A 16,425-nucleotide genomic window follows, 5' to 3' on the forward strand; every position below is an offset into this window, starting at 1 on the left:
CCTCACATCACCGCTGTGGGGGTAGTGGACGGATCGAATATTATCGAAATTTTTTTAGCTTCTGCGAGCTGTAATTATTAAAAGTCCGCGTAGAGCCGTAAATTATAAGCACAACAATTGCAATAATTCCGCAGGCTCCGTATTCACAATGCCGGAGTAGATGTGGGATACTGTCGTTTTACGCACCAACGCCGGTTTTAAGCCTCCTGGAGAACTTTAAAGCCCTGTGACTTTCGCACGTGATGGAGAAAACCATTGTTCAAATATCTACTGAGGAAAGCAGCTAGCTGGACGCTCATCGTCTTTCTGGCAACAAATATTACTTTCTTCCTAGCGTCGGCCTTCCTCGACCCTCGCTCGAATTATATTGGGCGGAGGCCACCGTTAACCCCCGAGCAGATTGACACACTCCTTGTGCCCTATAATCTCAGCCCCACCATCCCCTTGTGGCAGCGGTGGTGGAATTGGTTAAGCGATATCCTGCTCCACTGGAACTGGGGCTATTCTCCAACTGGATCCCTCGTTAATGATGAAATTAGTTTCCGCATCTGGGTATCCGCTCAACTGATGCTCGTCGCTACCCTCATAACCATCGTCCTTGGAGTGTCGGTGGGCGTGTACACAGCGTCTAGGCAATACCAGCGAGGTGACCGAATCTGGCAGGCTATCTCAATCGTGGCCATGAATGTCCACGTCGTCGTCGCATCGATTATCGTTGTAGCCGCAGCGATTAAAATCAACGACCTAGTAGGAGCTCGTATCCTCTATGTCACCGGGGCCTCGAACCCCAGCGTGGAGGGATTCTTTCCCAAGCTCGTCGATTATGCCCAGCACCTCATTCTGCCAACAATCGCTCTCGTAATTATTGGCTATGCTGGCTACCACTTCATGCAGCGCTCCCTGCTACTCGACAATATTAACGCCGACTATGTACGCACAGCCCGAGCTAAAGGGCTGACAAAGGGACAGGCTATTCGCCGGCACGCATTGCGCACCTCCATCATCCCGGTCGCCACCTCGGTTGCCTTCGCTGTTCCCGGCATCTTTACGGGCGCGGTACTGACTGAAAAAATCTTCGCATGGAACGGCATGGGCGTGTATTTTGTGGAAACCATATCGAAAAATGACGTCCACGGTGCCGTGGCCGTTGCCGCCTTCGGGGCTGCACTCACCGGCGTCTCCGCAATTTTGGCCGATCTAGTCGTCGTTGCCCTCGATCCTCGAGTACGAGTGAGTTAATACCATGAACGATAATAATCAACGCCCCACAGGCGATATCGACGAGGCCACCTCAACGGTGATGCCGCCAGCAAACCTCCACGTCGGTGCAACTGTGCCCCATGGCTCAGAGATTCGTTCCGATGAGAACGAATCCCAACCTACCCTTCCCGAGACACCGGAACTCGTCCGCGGCACCTCCCGTCTCACACTCTACGCACGCCGCTTCATGCGCAATAAGGGTGCGGTCATCGGCTCGGTCATTTTTGGGCTCCTCGCTCTCTTCGCAGCCTTTGGTGGCCTGCTCACCCCGTGGTCGTTTACAGAACCTGATTTCCTTAACCTGTCAAGCGCTCCATCGTCCGAGCACTGGTTTGGCACCACCGACGGTGGCCAAGACCTTTTTGCACAGGCCGCCCATGGTCTGGGACGCTCTCTCATTATCGGCGTGAGTGTTGCACTGTCGACCACCATAATCTCCGCCATCGTTGGTGCCGGAGCGGCCCTTCTCGGCGGCTGGGTAGAAAAGATCATTCTAGCGATTATTCACTTCCTCCTCGCGGTTCCCAGCTTCCTCATTTTGGCGCTGCTGGTTTCTGACTCCGGCGGCGACTGGAAGGTGCTCATCTTCGTAATGATTCTCCTCGGCTGGATGTACTCGGCTCGTGTGATTTGGTCACTATCCATCTCCGTGCGTGAAAACGACTTTGTTCGGGCTGCTCGCTATATGGGCGTATCCAAGTCACGAATTATCGTCCGCCATATGCTCCCCAATATCAGCTCGCTGTTAGTGATCCAATTTGTTCTCGGCACGGTATCGACAGTTATGGGCGAGACTGGGTTGTCCTTCCTCGGCTTAGGTGTCAAACTCCCCGATGTGTCTTTGGGAACCTTATTATCAGGCGGCACCGCCACTGTTCTCACTGCTCCGTGGCAGTTTTATATCCCAGCCACGATCTTGACCCTACTGACGGTCTCGTTAGCGCTTATTGCTGACGGATTGCGCGATGCCATCGATCCCAACTCAAAGTCCGGAGGAAACGCATGAGTTCGCCTAGCTCGTATTCCCTCGAAGGCACAACTGCCTTAAATACCCCAATACTCTCAGTCCGCGACCTTAATGTCTCTTTCCCGTCCGAAGCCGGTGTTGTCAATGCTGTGCGCGGTGTGTCTTTTGACCTCTTTCCTGGTCAAACTCTAGGAATTGTGGGCGAGTCCGGATCGGGGAAGTCGGTCACCTCACTGTCTGTTATGGGTCTCCTTCCGGATTATGCCAAGATTGCAGGCTCGGTTCGTTTCGCCGGTGAAGAACTAATTGGCAAAACCGACAGTGAAATGTCACGGATTCGCGGTAACGGCATCGGTATGATCTTCCAGGATCCGCTCTCGGCACTGACCCCCGTCTTTGATATTGGCACCCAGCTTGTAGAAGCGTTGCAAGCGCACCAAAGGATTTCCAAAGCCGATGCACTCAAGCGGGCCATAGAGTTATTAGATCTTGTCGGTATTAAAGAGCCGCACAAACGGGTGAGGTCCTTTCCCCACGAATTTTCTGGTGGTATGCGCCAGCGCGTGGTCATCGCCCTTGCGATTGCAAATAATCCTCGTGTGCTCATTGCGGATGAGCCCACCACCGCGCTCGATGTCACCATCCAAGCGCAAATCCTCGATGTCATTAAACTCGCCCAACGCGAGACTGGTGCCGCCACTATCATGATCACCCATGATATGGGTGTGGTGGCCGAAACCGCCGATGACGTCCTCGTGATGTACGCGGGGCGGCCTGTGGAAAAAGGTAATGTCTTTGAGGTCTTTGCCCAACCGCGGATGCCCTATACCGTCGGCCTCCTCGGATCAACCCCCCGCCCTGATATTTCCTCAGACGAACCCTTAACACCTATCGTGGGCAATCCCCCCGTGCTCGTGGGACTGCGCGATCGCTGCCAATTCGCCCCCCGATGCCCAGTGGTACAACCACGCTGCCACGAAGAAGAGCCCTCCCTCAATCTCGTGCCAGGAACCCAGGCTCATCAATCGGCTTGCCTTCGCTCTCAAGAGATCCTCGATGGCAGGATCGATGGTGATCGCATGTACCAACTACCCCCACTGAGCCCGGATATTCTTGCTGAAATCCCACGCGACGAACGTCCAGTTACGCTCAGTGTCAAGGATCTTCGCAAGGAATTCCCGCTGACTAAAGGTGCTCTCATTAAGCGCAAAGTTGGCACCGTGAAGGCGGTCGACGGATTGACCTTTGATATTCACCAGGGTGAGTGCATGGCTATTGTTGGTGAATCTGGTTGCGGTAAAACCACAACTCTCCTTGAGATCATGGATCTTGATCCAGCCCACGGCCACGTGATTCTCAATGGTATTGATGCATCATCGATGACACGCACCCAGCGTCGAGAAGCGCGAAAGCAAATCCAGATTGTCTTCCAAGATCCCATGAGTTCGCTCAACCCCCGGTTGACGGTAAAGGAAGTTATCGCTGAACCGTTATATGCGCTCGGCTTCGACGGCGATATTGATCGCCGAGTCCAAGAACTCATGACTTTGGTCGGCCTGGATACCTCCCAAATTGATCGCTTCCCCGGGCATTTCTCTGGCGGTCAACGCCAGCGTATCGGCCTCGCTCGAGCCTTGGCGACCAATCCCAGTGTTATCGTTCTCGATGAACCGGTATCTGCCCTCGACGTTTCGATCCAAGCGGGTGTAATTAACCTTCTTGAAGACCTCAAACGCAAGCTCGGTTTATCGTATCTTTTCGTAGCCCACGATCTCTCTGTCGTGCGCCATCTTTCCGATAGGGTCGCAGTGATGTACAAAGGCCGCTTCGTGGAAGAGGGTGAGGTGGATGATATCTTCGATCATCCGCAACACGAGTACACCAAGCAACTGCTCGAGGCGATCCCCATCCCCGATCCAACGGTTGCGCGTCGATAAAGACTTTGCCCCTGTGGTGTCAGGATTATAAAGTATCAGCAATATACATGAGTACTAAGATCCTGGCACCACCTCTATAGTTTGCTTAGAGAGCGAAAAGGTTTCTGCACGAGGTTGCGGTCGATTGATCCGTCGTATCGCAGTCTCGTGCAGAGATTTTCTTCATCATGAGAAAGGCTCTGGACTCACGGGCATGATAACCCGGTGCCCTCTTGACGTCCGCTTATACCCACCCTCACACGATCAATGAAGGAGATTTTTTCCTTATGAAGAAGAATATCCGCATTGCAACGATGGCTGCGCTATCTGTTGCTGCTCTGACCCTAGGTGCGTGCGCCGACGGTGCCACCACGGGCACTGGCTCCCAATCAGCCTCCGGCCAAGGCTCAGCCGAGTTCGAGATCAAGGCTGCTGGCGATTATAACCCGCTCGAGCGCGATCAGATCAAGGATGGCGGCGAGCTGGTCTTGCCTATCTCAGAAATTCCCGAGCAACTCAATCGTTTCCACGGTAATAGCTCGGCTGATACAACCAGGATCTGGCGCTATTTCAACCCACAGATCGCCCTCTTCGACGGTGATGGCACCTGGCACGCCAATCCCGCCTACCTCACTGATGTCAAGGACGATATCGTAGATGGGAATTTGGTACTCACCTGGGATATTCACCCTGATGCAACCTTCAACGACGGTACCCCCATTGACTGGACCGCCTTTGAGAACACCTGGAAGATGAATAACGGCTCTAACCCTCAGGTGGTTCCTAGCGGCACCGATGGCTATGAGCGCATTTCCGCTGTCACCCGGGGTGACGATGATAAGCAAGTAATCATCACCTTCGATGGCACCTACCCGTGGTGGCAGGGCTTGTTTAACTCGATCCTGCACCCAAAGGTTAACGATCCCGCGACTTTCAATGAGAGCTATATCAACACTCTGCATCCTGAATGGGGTGCCGGTCCATTCATCGTGGACAGCTTCGACCCGAACGCCAATACCGTAACCTTCGTTCGCAATGATAAGTGGTGGGGCGAGACCGCCAAACTTGAGAAGCTGACGCTGCGCGCCATGGAGAATCTGGCAACGATCAATGCCTTCAAAGCTGGCGAGATCGATGCCGCCGGCGTGAGCAGCAAAGACAACCTTGCCACCGCTCGCGGGCTGGGTGATGCTATTGATATTCGTTCCTCGGTACTTACCTCCAATGCTTTGATGATGCTCAACGCCCAGGCACCACAACTGGGCGATATTAAAGTTCGCGAGGCTATTGTGAAGGGCATCGACCGCGCACTAATCTCAGAGATCCGTTTCAATGGTCTGGACTATACTGAGGAACTGCCAGGCTCACTGACCTATTTCACCTTCCAGCCAGGCTACGAAGATAACTTTAGTTCTGTAGGGGCTTTCGACCCAGAAAAGTCTCAAGCGTTGCTCGACGAAGCTGGGTGGGTTGCTGGTAGCGATGGAATCCGCGAGAAGGATGGCCAAAAGTTCAGCATCCGCTACACCATGCTGGGCGACTCCGCAATTGATAAGGCATTTGCCTCTGCTTTGCAGAAGATGATGAAGGATATTGGTGTGGATCTTTCCATCCAAGAGCGCCCATCATCTGATTTCTCCAAGATCATGGCCGCCAAGGACTTCGATCTCTTCTTCCTTAGCTTTAGGTCTTCTGATCCTTTTGGAGCCGCGTACTTCGGTCAGCTCTATAATACCGACTCCGAGCTGAATATCTCGGGCACGGGTTCTGCTGAACTCGATGCCAAGATTGACAAGCTCCAAAAGCTACCCACCGCTGAGGAGCAAATTAAGGAAGCGAATAAACTAGAAGAGGAAGCTTTTGCTACCTACGGTGTTGTCCCTATGTACAACGGACCTCAAATGGTTGGCGTAAAGAAGGGTTTGGCTAACTTCGGCGCCACCGCTTTCGCTGATCTTCCGGTAGAGAATATCGGCTGGGCTAAGTAATAAGATTCTTTTTTAGTATTCTCCTGTCGGCATAATGCCGGCAGGAGAATTTCTCTATTTAGGGGTAGAGATACTCCACACCAGCCACCCCTTTGAGAAGATCGGGATCTACGGGAATACCGACCTTGAAAACTGTAAGGTCCCCGGTTGGTTCTAGAATCATCAGCTGCACCATAGAGAGTGTCGGTATACCTGCTCTGCGTAGTGCAGAGCGAATATCAGAGGGGGATACATGAGTTTTGCGTAGCTGATCGTCGATCATCTCTCCGTTGGCGACGATGACCTGGGGGTGGCTATTGATGACTCGCTTGATATACCGACCGTCGCGGATCATCCCAAAAATGGATTCCATGACCATAAGCGTGCCGAGTCCCACTATTCCCGCCATTAAAGTGGGCGGGTGACCGATAACTGCACGTCCTGCCACCGCTCCAAACATGACAATAACAACGGCATCGAAGGTGTGCATCTTGGAGAGCACCCGGGCTCCAAAAATCCGAACCAATACGATAAAGCCGAGGTAGGTAAAAATCCCCGAAAGAATCACCACGGGGATACGCCAGGGATCGATCGTTAACTGCTCGTACATATAGAGCCTTAATTGGTCCATAAAAACTCAGCTTAGCAGCCTTTGGTATAAGCGCTTGATCAGTTTCATCAAGCCCGTTATGGGCCTGGAAGACATCACCAGCAATCTGAAATCTTAGCCTGGGAGGTTCAGCATTTCTGAGCGTTATAATCTCGCAGAAGTAAATGCCTGTAGGAATGCCAAAAACCGCCCCATCCCCTAAGCGGAGATAAGGCGGTGATTAGTGCGCACCTTTTAGGGTGCGGTGATCATTACTTGATGATCTTGGTAACGCGGCCGGCGCCAACGGTACGGGAGCCCTCGCGAATAGCGAAGCGCAGGCCCTCGTCCATAGCAACAGGCTGGATCAGGGTGACGGACATGTCGACGTTGTCGCCAGGCATAACCATCTCGGTGCCCTCAGGAAGCTTCACAACACCGGTCACGTCGGTGGTGCGGAAGTAGAACTGTGGACGGTAGTTGTCGAAGAATGGGGTGTGGCGGCCGCCTTCGTCCTTGGAGAGAACGTAGACAGAGCCCTCGAACTCGGTGTGAGGAGTATAAGCGCCTGGCTTTACAACAACCTGGCCGCGCTCAACGTCTTCGCGCTTGATGCCGCGGAGAAGAAGACCGCAGTTGTCGCCAGCTTCGGTGTAGTCAAGGAGCTTACGGAACATCTCGATACCGGTAACGGTGGTGGAGGTGCTCTTCTCGCGGATACCGATGATCTCAACATCCTCGTTAACCTTGAGCTGACCGCGCTCGACACGACCGGTGACCACGGTGCCACGGCCGGTAATGGTGAAGATATCCTCGATAGGCATGAGGAATGGCTTGTCGGTCTCGCGCTCTGGGTCTGGGATGGACTCGTCGCAGGCGTTCATGAGCTCAACGATGGACTCGGTCCACTTAGCGTCGCCCTCGAGAGCCTTCAAAGCGGAGATGTGAACGATAGGAGCTTCCTCATCGTAATCCTGCTCAGCGAGAAGTTCGCGAACTTCCATCTCCACGAGCTCGATAATTTCCTCATCATCGACCATATCGCACTTGTTAAGAGCAACGAGGATATAAGGAACGCCAACCTGGCGAGCAAGAAGAACGTGCTCACGGGTCTGAGGCATGGGGCCGTCAGTTGCAGCTACAACGAGGATAGCGCCGTCCATCTGGGCAGCACCGGTGATCATATTCTTGATGTAGTCGGCGTGACCTGGAGCGTCAACGTGAGCGTAGTGGCGCTTCTCGGTCTGGTACTCAACGTGGGAAATGTTGATGGTAATGCCGCGCTCTTTTTCCTCAGGTGCCTTATCAATGGCATCGAAGGCGAAAGCCTGGTTCAGATCTGGGTAAGTATCAGCCAGAACCTTGGTGATAGCAGCGGTAGTAGTGGTCTTACCGTGGTCAACGTGACCAATGGTACCAATATTTACGTGGGGTTTAGTGCGCTCAAACTTGGCCTTTGCCACAGTGTGTCCTCCTGGACTTTTCGTGGTGGCCACGAACCTCGCAGCCACAAAAATTGATGGTGCTGATCCTTCTCACCTCGGGGATGATCTGGCGCTCAGCGATTACTTATGCCAGTTACATGATCCTAAGGTTCCACCGCATTTTTTTCAAACCGCTAGTGAAATCTCGTGGATATAGGATCTACTAGGGTAACGGCCACCTTAAGCCACTTTTAGAATTATATCTAAGAAAAATGACTCAAGGAAGCCACTACCCTAGTTACCCAGATAGCCTCCCATGTACTGGACTTTCAACGAAGGCTACCTGGGTGAGCGTCTAGCTACCGTTGCGCTCCGCGATAATCTCGGCGGATACGCTCGCAGGAACCTCAGCGTAGGAATCGAAAATCATCGAGTAATTGGCACGACCCTGGGTCTTAGAACGCAGGTCACCAACATAACCGAACATCTCCGATAGCGGCACACGTGCCTTAACAACCTTCGCACCGGCGCGGTCATCCATGGCGTTGACTTGACCACGGCGGGAGTTAATATCGCCGATCACGTCGCCCATATACTCTTCCGGAGTGATCACTTCGACGGCCATCACTGGCTCGAGCAGGACTGGCTTTGCCTTAGCAATGCCTTCCTTGAGAGCCTGGGAACCAGCCAATTTGAAGGCCATTTCAGAGGAGTCAACGTCGTGGTAGGCGCCGTCGAGCAGCGTGGCCTTGATATTAACCAAGGGGTAGCCAGCGAGGTAACCGTACTGCATGGCATCTTGGATACCTGCGTCGACGGACGGGATATACTCGCGAGGCACGCGACCACCGGTCACCGCATTCTCGAAAGCATAGGTAGCAGATTGGCCCTCTTCGAGGGTCTCTGGGTCTGGGGTATAAGGTTCGAAGGCAACAATGACCTTTGCAAACTGGCCGGAGCCACCGGTCTGCTTCTTGTGGGTGTACTCCACACGATCGACGGCCTTGCGGATGGTCTCGCGGTAAGCAACCTGGGGGTTACCAACGTTAGCTTCCACCTTGAATTCGCGCTTCATGCGGTCCACCAGAACATCTAGGTGGAGCTCGCCCATACCACCGATAACAGTCTGGCCGGTTTCGTCGTCGAGTTCCACGGTGAAGGTTGGATCCTCTTCAGCGAGCTTTTGAATAGCAACGCCGAGCTTCTCCTGGTCAGACTTGGTCTTAGGCTCGATGGATACCTTGATCACAGGATCCGGGAAGTCCATGGACTCCAAGATGATCTGGTTATTGGCGTCGCAGAGGGTATCACCGGTGGTGGTTTCCTTGAGCCCGATGAAAGCGTAGATATTTCCAGCGCGAGCCTGGTCGACAGGGTTCTCCTTGTTGGCGTGCATCTGGAAGAGCTTGCCAATGCGCTCCTTCTTGCTCTTGGTGGAGTTAGCAACCTGGGTGCCAGGCTCCACAATGCCGGAGTAGACGCGCACGAAGGTGAGCTTACCGAAGAAGGGGTGAACAGCGATCTTGAAAGCGAGAGCGGAGAAAGGCTCGTCGATAGAAGGCTTACGGGAGACCTTGGTGGACTCGTCGCCCACAGCGTGGCCGATCACTTCGCCAATATCGAGAGGATTCGGGAGGTAATCAATGACGGCATCGAGCAAAGGCTGAACGCCCTTATTGCGGTAAGCAGTACCGCAAAGCACTGGATAAACCTCAGAAGCAACGGTCAGCTTACGGATCGCAGCCTTGATCTCCTCAACGCTGAGTTCTTCACCGCTGAAGTACTTGTCCATGAGGGATTCATCGGACTCAGCAACAGTTTCGAGCAGCTTCTCGCGGTACTCCTCAGCCTTCTCTTGCAGATCAGCTGGGATTTCCTCGATGGTTGGCTCAGCGCCTGTCTCGACTTTGCCGCGCCAGGTAATAGCCTTCATCTCGAGCAGATCAACAACACCGTCGAAATCATCTTCTGCGCCGATCGGCAGCTGCAAAACCAATGGCTTGGCGCCGAGGCGGTCGATGATGGTTTGCACGGTGTAGTAGAAGTCAGCACCGAGCTTGTCCATCTTGTTGATGAAGCAGATACGAGGAACATCGTATTTAGCGGCCTGACGCCACACCTGCTCGGACTGGGGCTCTACGCCCTCTTTGCCGTCGAAAACGGCTACGGCACCGTCAAGCACGCGCAAGGAACGCTCCACCTCAACGGTGAAGTCAACGTGACCTGGGGTGTCGATGATATTAACCTGATTGCCATTCCAGAAACAGGTCACAGCAGCGGAGGTAATGGTGATGCCGCGCTCTTTTTCCTGCTCCATCCAGTCGGTGGTCGAGGCGCCATCGTGGGTCTCGCCTACCTTGCGGTTGATACCGGTATAGAAGAGGATACGCTCGGTGGTGGTGGTCTTACCGGCATCGATGTGAGCCATGATGCCGATATTGCGGACCTTGTGGAGGTCCTTAAGCACTTCTTGTGGTGCCACGGTATTCCTAACTTATGTAGCTGAAGGGATAATAGTTCTAATAGTAATCCACATATTGGGCGCCTTAATAGCGCCCGCAAGCGTTAAGATTACCAGCGGTAATGAGCGAAGGCACGGTTAGCCTCAGCCATTTTGTGGGTATCCTCACGACGCTTCACAGAAGCACCCAAACCGTTTGCGGCATCGAGGATCTCGTTAGCAAGACGCTCAATCATGGTGTTCTCACGACGCTGACGAGTGAAGGTCACCAACCAGCGCAGGGCGAGAGTATTGGCGCGAGCGGCACGAACCTCAACAGGAACCTGGTAGGTAGCGCCACCGACACGACGGGAGCGAACCTCGAACTCAGGCTTGATATTGCCCAGTGCCTTTTCCAAAGTGAGCACCGGATCGGTGCCGGTCTTTTCCTTGCACTTATCAAGGGCACCATACACGATGCGCTCGGCAGTGGACTTCTTGCCATCAAGAAGGACTTTATTAACCAGCTGGGTCACAACTTCGGATCCGTAGACTGGATCCTTGATAACTGGACGCTTGGGAGCTGCATTCTTACGCATTGTTTACTTCTCCTTCTTTGCGCCGTAACGGGAACGGGCCTGCTTACGGTCCTTCACACCCTGAGTATCGAGGGCGCCACGGATGATCTTGTAGCGAACACCTGGGAGGTCCTTCACACGACCGCCACGCACGAGCACCATGGAGTGCTCTTGGAGGTTGTGGCCCTCACCTGGGATATAAGCGGAAACCTCGATGCCGGAGGTTAGGCGCACACGGGCGACCTTACGCAGAGCGGAGTTAGGCTTCTTAGGGGTGGTGGTGTACACACGGGTGCACACGCCACGACGCTGAGGGGAACCCTTTAAAGCTGCAGTTTTTACCTTTGCAGTCTTATCATGGCGACCCTTGCGGACCAGCTGCTGAATAGTTGGCATGAACAGTCTTTCTCTTCGATTGATCCTCATCCATCCGGAGGAGGAAATTTCGCTCACTATCTGGAATTTTCTTGACGATTGCGACAATCCCTATATGCCCCTAAACAAACAAAAATAGGGGCTCTTTCCGGGGCCGCTACCGTTTTTCTTGAAGAATCTTGAAGATCTAACTAATTGCTAGAATCCAGGCTCCCAGTAGACACTGGGCAAAATTCCAAGACTCCCACATATGGGACTATTGGAAACTCTAGTCCCACGGACATGGGCTCGTCAAATTCTAAAACCCAGCAATGATCAGTGCCACCGGGTACGCCGCTAGTATCCACGCGGGTGGAAACTGCGGCTCAATCTCCACGCTAGGGGCACGGTAGTGCAAAAAGACCACACCGAAAGCCGGAGCGACGGCAAAGGTAGCGCCCATTAAGGCAGCGGAGAGCATCATAGTATTTTCACGGCCTTTGAGGTAGAAGAATACGAGGAAGAACACAAGGAGGATGGCCCCTGGCACGAACCCACTAAAACGCACTCCCAGTTGGGCGATAAACGCCCATAATAAAGCGGCCACGATGATGGCCACGGCCACTAGCGGACGCGAGCGCACCTTTTTAGACTTCAGCGCTTGGTAGCAAATGATGCACAATACAAAAGCCCAAACAAAACTCTGGGAACGCATATCGATCAGCCGCCCACTACGGGCAAAATCCTCTGCACATTCACTCACAACGCTTAGCCCTAGGGTCAACAAAACAAGGTCCCGCGTAACCGTAAGATGCTCAAGTGCAATAAGGAAACAAAAGGCCAGAAGTGGATAGGCGGCCCAGCTGAGGATCTCAAGGATGATCACAAAAGAAAGATTCCCAAAACTCGCTTGGGCAATATCCGGTACCAAGCGACGCTCGATACCGAGGCTGATCACGTGGAAAAGCAAGAAGATGCTCGCAATGATGAGAAGGCCGCGGATTTTGAGCCCTTTGGCTGCGAAATTACTGGTCATCATAGCCCCTAATCATAGTAATGAAGGGCGCCTTACTTATATATAGTAAGGCGCCCTGAAAAAATCTGTGCGCTATTCTTAGCCCTTGACGGAGCCCGCCATAGACTCCTGATAGTAGCGCTGCATGACGATGAAGAGGATCACGATAGGAATCGAAACGCACACTGCACCAGCAGCGAACCGAGCGAACCAATCGTGGATATACTCCTTCTCCAGCATCTTCCACAACCCAAGAGCTACCGTGTAGTTATCCTGGGTGCGTGCGATTGCCTTTGCCAGCACGAAGTCAAGCCATGGTACCAGGAAGCCAATAATAGCTTGGTAGACAATCATGGGCTTGGCAATAGGCAAAATGATCATATAGAAGACCTGCCACCGCGAGCAGCCATCTAGATAAGCAGCCTCATCCAAGGACTTAGGAATGGTGTCCATATAGCCCTTCATGATGTAGAAGCCCATACCGGAGCCAGCGGAGTAGACGATGATCAAGGCGATATTGGTCATCGAACCACCCGTAAGACCCATGGCCTTCAAAATGAAGTAAATAGCAACGACGGCCATAATGCCTGGGAACATGCCCAAGGTCAGCGCGAGGTTCATATAAACCTTGCGGAACCTAAAGCGCATCCGCGAGAGGGAGAACGAGACGATCAAGACGAAGAATACCGAAATCAGCATGGTGAATACCGCGATGACAAAGGTATTGAGGAACATCCTCGGGAAATCGAGAACATCGCGTTCGGTAAAGAGCGCAATATAGTTATCGAAGGTGTACTCCGTGGGGAAGAAAGTCGAGGAATAAGGTGCCGTATTCTTATTAAAAGAGTTGGCAAAAATCCAGATAATGGGCATGACCCAGATTATGGAGAGCGTGCCTAATAATGCGTAGCTTAAGATATCCCCCACCCGGCGGGCAGCCCGCTGGTCGGTCATCTTGGCATCAGTGTGATCAAGGGTCTTACTCACTGGAAACCCTCCTCATTGCGGTAAGAGCCGGAACGGCGATAGGTAATTAACGCCACGGTGGACAAAACGATGAAGGTCAAGATACCGATGACGGCACCAATATTGTAGTCGCCCTTGTCCACAGTGAGCTTGTACAACCAGGTAATCAAGAGGTCAGTCTTACCAGCCGAGGCTCCGACTGGGGTCGGATCACCACCGGAGAGCAGGTAGATAACGTTGAAGTTGTTCACATTGGCCGTGAAGGTAGTAATGAGGTACGGGGTCATCACGAACAACATATAGGGCATGGTGACACTGCGGAAGGTCTGCCACCAGCTGGCGCCGTCGAGGCGCGCTGCCTCGTAGAGCTCACCGGGAATATTCTGCAGAATGCCGGTGACCTGCATGATGGTATAAGGAATACCGATCCAAAGGTTGATAACAATCACCGTGACACGGGCCCAGGTGGTATCGGTAAAAAATGGCAGTGCCGAATCGATGAGACCATAATCGAGTAGCAACCGGTTGATAGCACCCTGAGGCTGCAGCATAGAGCGCAGCACCAATAGCGATACGAACTGTGGAACAGCTACCGAGAGCGAGAAAATCGCCCGCCAGAAGGATTTACCGCGGGTGGTACGGCGGTTAATCACCATAGCCAAGAACATGCCCAAGAAGTAGTTCAAGAAAGTAGCGAAGAAAGCCCAGACGAGGGTCCAGATCAACACACCAATGAACAGGTTAAAGTTCACTTGGCCGCCGTCGTTGCTAAATACTTGTCCGAAGTTTTCGAAACCGACCCACTTGAAGTTTTGGGAATTATTGGAATCGAAGCTGGTAAATGCCATCGAAATCATGAAGATCAGTGGCAAGACGGTGAAGATGAGAATGCCGGCAGTTGGCAAGGTCATAAACAAAATAGGTGCATCTGTATTCAGCAGTGCTTTCAGATCGCCCTTGAAGCTACGAGCTTGACCGTAGTTTTCAATCTGTACCTGAGCTTTGAAGGCGCTGCGCAAAGCGATGGTGGCAAACCATAAGAAGGCGAGGACTCCGACGACGGAGACAATGCCGTTTAGCAGCACAACGATCGATGGCTCTGAGGTGACGTAGGTCCAGAAACCGTCTACCTTCACCCGGGTTTGACCGCCCTCGCCACCAAGCTCGGGCAGCGCAGCGATCTTAGAAAAGCCTTTGGTAATAAAGAGAGTGACGCTTAAGATCTCGATGGCCAGCAGCATCACACCTTTGACGTACTGCTTGCGCGCGAGATTGCCTAAACCGAAGACAAAAAGGGATAGCTTGGTGAGGATATCGCCATCGCTCCACGCTTGCCCAATCTTGAACTCGGCTTCTTGGCCGCGGTGCTTCATTGGAATTCTCCTTTGTGAAAAGAGGGGTACTCCCAGCGTCGTCAGTATCTCGATTCGACAAAAGCCCTGAAGCAGATCGTGCTATGAAGGCAGAGCGCTTCAGGGCTTTTTATCAAGTAGCTATCGAACTACTTGGAAGCTAGGAAAAACGTGCAGCCTTATTTGTAGGCGCTGAACCAGGCTTCGGTCTTCTCAGCTGCATTAGCCTCGGTGACCTCACCGTTAGCAAGAGCCTTGCCGAAGTTATCAGCGGGCTCCCAGAAATCGCTCATCTCTTTGAAGGTAGGCTGCAGCACGGAGGCATTAGCAACGGTCTCGAAGAGAGCGACGGCCACTGGATCCTGAGAAATCTCGGGGTCATCAACGAGGGTCTTATCAGCAGGGATCACACCGTTGAGCTGGTAGTGAGCCTTCTGAGACTCGCTGGAGGCGAGGAACTGAGCGAATTTAGCAGCTTCAACCTGGTTCTTAGAGGTTGGGTTATAACCCACAGCCTTAGAACCGGAGAAGGCCTTGATCTGCACATCTGCACCGTTGAGCTTGTAGGTTGGCAGAGCAGCGACAGCGTAGTCATCGCCTAGAGCCTCTTCAGCGGCCTGCGCATCCCAGGCGCCGGAGAAGACCACGTCGACGGAGCCGTTTGCGAGTCCGCCCATGCCGGCGCCATCAGCGTCGTTAATGAAGTTCGGGTTCTTGGCAACGCCTGCGAGGTACTCGGTAACGGCGGCTGCGTTATCGCCGGCCTTAATGCCGTCAGCCTCATCCAGGCCGTCAGCACCAAAGAACGTGGTGCCAGCACCTGCATAGAAGCCTGAGAGGTACCACGAGTTAGAGATTGGGAAGGAAACCTTAGCCTTGTCCAACATGGTGTCGAAGCTCTTGACATCTTCGGTGCTCAGCTTGGACTTGTTGTAGTACATGAACCAGGTATTTGGCTCATAAGGCAGCCCGTAGAACTCTCCATCGCTACCCACGACGGAGTCAGCCAGGGACTTTTCAGCCTGCATATCGAGCTGTGCCTTGCCATCGTCGGACAGTGCGCCAATAGCATTAGCAGCCATCAGCGAGCCGAGCTGATCGTTGGCGAATACGTACACGTCAGCAGCAGCGGATGGGTCCTGGGTCACGGTGGTAGCAGCATCAGCCGAGGACACCACGGAGTTCTTCCAGGTGATATTCAGATCTGGATTAGCCTCTTCATAAGCCTTCTCCATGGACTGTAGCCAGGCATCGGAGTTGGTCTGATCTTCTTGGGAGGTCCATACGGTTAAGGTGATATCGCTGCCGGATGCGGAACCTGCGGCATCATTGGTCGAAGCGTCGTCATTAGAGCAAGCAACCAGGCTAGCGGAGCCCAAGGCCACAGCAATTACTGCTGCGAAGGCTTTGCGAGTGTTCAGCACTGTACAAACACCACTTTCTTGTAGAAGATTCTCTCCACTTTTGAACAAAAGGGAGAACTTTTAAGATATGTGCGATATGCAATGTTCTTTTTCCTACCAAAGGAAAAGGATCCTGCTAAAGCTCAATAATCATATCTAAACACAGCGCACCACCTGAACAAAGACGAAGAAGG

The 16,425-nt window shown here is 53.0% G+C and carries 13 protein-coding genes; 4 read left to right on the forward strand and 9 right to left on the reverse strand.

All coding sequences use genetic code 11. The features are described from left to right. Positions 1 to 255: 255 nt before the first annotated feature. The 4 genes from NXT01_RS03460 (at position 256) to NXT01_RS03475 (ending at position 6,131) form a co-directional block, all read left to right on the forward strand. On the forward strand, positions 256 to 1,239 hold the full coding sequence (locus NXT01_RS03460; RefSeq protein WP_259077448.1) for an ABC transporter permease: 984 nt from the start codon (positions 256 to 258) through the stop codon (positions 1,237 to 1,239). Between the two features lie 4 nt (positions 1,240 to 1,243). Further along, positions 1,244 to 2,266 (forward strand): ABC transporter permease, encoded by a 1,023-nt coding sequence (locus tag NXT01_RS03465; protein ID WP_259077452.1) that lies wholly within the window; start codon positions 1,244 to 1,246, stop codon positions 2,264 to 2,266. Continuing rightward, complete coding sequence (locus NXT01_RS03470) at positions 2,263 to 4,164, forward strand: ABC transporter ATP-binding protein (protein WP_259077454.1); 1,902 nt, start codon at positions 2,263 to 2,265, stop codon at positions 4,162 to 4,164. Before NXT01_RS03465 ends, NXT01_RS03470 begins: the two co-directional genes overlap by 4 nt. Before the next feature lie 266 nt (positions 4,165 to 4,430). Further along, positions 4,431 to 6,131, forward strand: a complete 1,701-nt coding sequence (locus NXT01_RS03475; RefSeq protein ID WP_259077457.1) for an ABC transporter family substrate-binding protein — start codon at positions 4,431 to 4,433, stop codon at positions 6,129 to 6,131. A gap of 58 nt (positions 6,132 to 6,189) precedes the next feature. On the opposite strand, the gene NXT01_RS03480 is transcribed toward NXT01_RS03475, so the two are convergent. The 9 genes from NXT01_RS03480 to NXT01_RS03520 all read right to left on the reverse strand — a co-directional run bounded on the left by NXT01_RS03480 (position 6,190) and on the right by NXT01_RS03520 (position 16,252). Further along, positions 6,190 to 6,741: a DUF421 domain-containing protein gene (locus tag NXT01_RS03480; RefSeq protein WP_259077460.1), complete on the reverse strand. Its 552-nt coding sequence runs from the start codon at positions 6,739 to 6,741 to the stop codon at positions 6,190 to 6,192. Positions 6,742 to 6,971: 230 nt separating this feature from the next. Beyond that, on the reverse strand, positions 6,972 to 8,162 hold the full coding sequence (gene tuf / locus NXT01_RS03485) for an elongation factor Tu (protein WP_259077461.1): 1,191 nt from the start codon (positions 8,160 to 8,162) through the stop codon (positions 6,972 to 6,974). Between the two features lie 316 nt (positions 8,163 to 8,478). Further along, complete coding sequence (gene fusA / locus NXT01_RS03490; protein WP_259077795.1) at positions 8,479 to 10,551, reverse strand: elongation factor G; 2,073 nt, start codon at positions 10,549 to 10,551, stop codon at positions 8,479 to 8,481. Between the two features lie 143 nt (positions 10,552 to 10,694). Continuing rightward, positions 10,695 to 11,162: a 30S ribosomal protein S7 gene (gene rpsG / locus NXT01_RS03495; RefSeq protein WP_259077463.1), complete on the reverse strand. Its 468-nt coding sequence runs from the start codon at positions 11,160 to 11,162 to the stop codon at positions 10,695 to 10,697. Between the two features lie 3 nt (positions 11,163 to 11,165). Further along, positions 11,166 to 11,537, reverse strand: coding sequence for a 30S ribosomal protein S12 (gene rpsL, locus NXT01_RS03500; RefSeq protein ID WP_025251882.1), 372 nt, complete (start codon positions 11,535 to 11,537; stop codon positions 11,166 to 11,168). 277 nt (positions 11,538 to 11,814) lie between these two features. Next, positions 11,815 to 12,534 (reverse strand): hypothetical protein, encoded by a 720-nt coding sequence (locus NXT01_RS03505; RefSeq protein ID WP_259077465.1) that lies wholly within the window; start codon positions 12,532 to 12,534, stop codon positions 11,815 to 11,817. Positions 12,535 to 12,609: 75 nt separating this feature from the next. Continuing rightward, complete coding sequence (locus NXT01_RS03510; protein WP_396124724.1) at positions 12,610 to 13,464, reverse strand: sugar ABC transporter permease; 855 nt, start codon at positions 13,462 to 13,464, stop codon at positions 12,610 to 12,612. 29 nt (positions 13,465 to 13,493) lie between these two features. Further along, the gene (locus tag NXT01_RS03515) at positions 13,494 to 14,849 is read right to left on the reverse strand and encodes a carbohydrate ABC transporter permease (protein WP_259077469.1); all 1,356 of its coding nucleotides are present in this window, start codon (positions 14,847 to 14,849) and stop codon (positions 13,494 to 13,496) included. A 158-nt stretch (positions 14,850 to 15,007) separates the two neighbouring features. Beyond that, a complete protein-coding gene (locus NXT01_RS03520; RefSeq protein ID WP_259077472.1) occupies positions 15,008 to 16,252 on the reverse strand; it encodes an extracellular solute-binding protein in 1,245 nt (414 codons plus the stop codon). Between the last annotated feature and the right edge of the window lie 173 nt (positions 16,253 to 16,425).

The organism is Corynebacterium sp. ES2775-CONJ (genome assembly GCF_024814515.1).
Taxonomy (GTDB): Bacteria; Actinomycetota; Actinomycetes; order Mycobacteriales; family Mycobacteriaceae; genus Corynebacterium.

Excerpts from the sequence above, each read along its gene's own strand:
- NXT01_RS03465 (WP_259077452.1), top strand. The coding sequence starts at position 1,244 with ATGAACGATAATAATCAACGCCCCACAGGCGATATCGACGAGGCCACC.
- NXT01_RS03470 (WP_259077454.1), top strand. The coding sequence starts at position 2,263 with ATGAGTTCGCCTAGCTCGTATTCCCTCGAAGGCACAACTGCCTTAAAT.
- NXT01_RS03475 (WP_259077457.1), top strand. The coding sequence starts at position 4,431 with ATGAAGAAGAATATCCGCATTGCAACGATGGCTGCGCTATCTGTTGCT.
- NXT01_RS03480 (WP_259077460.1), bottom strand. The coding sequence starts at position 6,741 with ATGGACCAATTAAGGCTCTATATGTACGAGCAGTTAACGATCGATCCC.
- fusA (WP_259077795.1), bottom strand. The coding sequence starts at position 10,551 with ATGGCTCACATCGATGCCGGTAAGACCACCACCACCGAGCGTATCCTC.
- rpsG (WP_259077463.1), bottom strand. The coding sequence starts at position 11,162 with ATGCGTAAGAATGCAGCTCCCAAGCGTCCAGTTATCAAGGATCCAGTC.
- rpsL (WP_025251882.1), bottom strand. The coding sequence starts at position 11,537 with ATGCCAACTATTCAGCAGCTGGTCCGCAAGGGTCGCCATGATAAGACT.
- NXT01_RS03505 (WP_259077465.1), bottom strand. The coding sequence starts at position 12,534 with ATGATGACCAGTAATTTCGCAGCCAAAGGGCTCAAAATCCGCGGCCTT.
- NXT01_RS03510 (WP_396124724.1), bottom strand. The coding sequence starts at position 13,464 with ATGACCGACCAGCGGGCTGCCCGCCGGGTGGGGGATATCTTAAGCTAC.
- NXT01_RS03515 (WP_259077469.1), bottom strand. The coding sequence starts at position 14,849 with ATGAAGCACCGCGGCCAAGAAGCCGAGTTCAAGATTGGGCAAGCGTGG.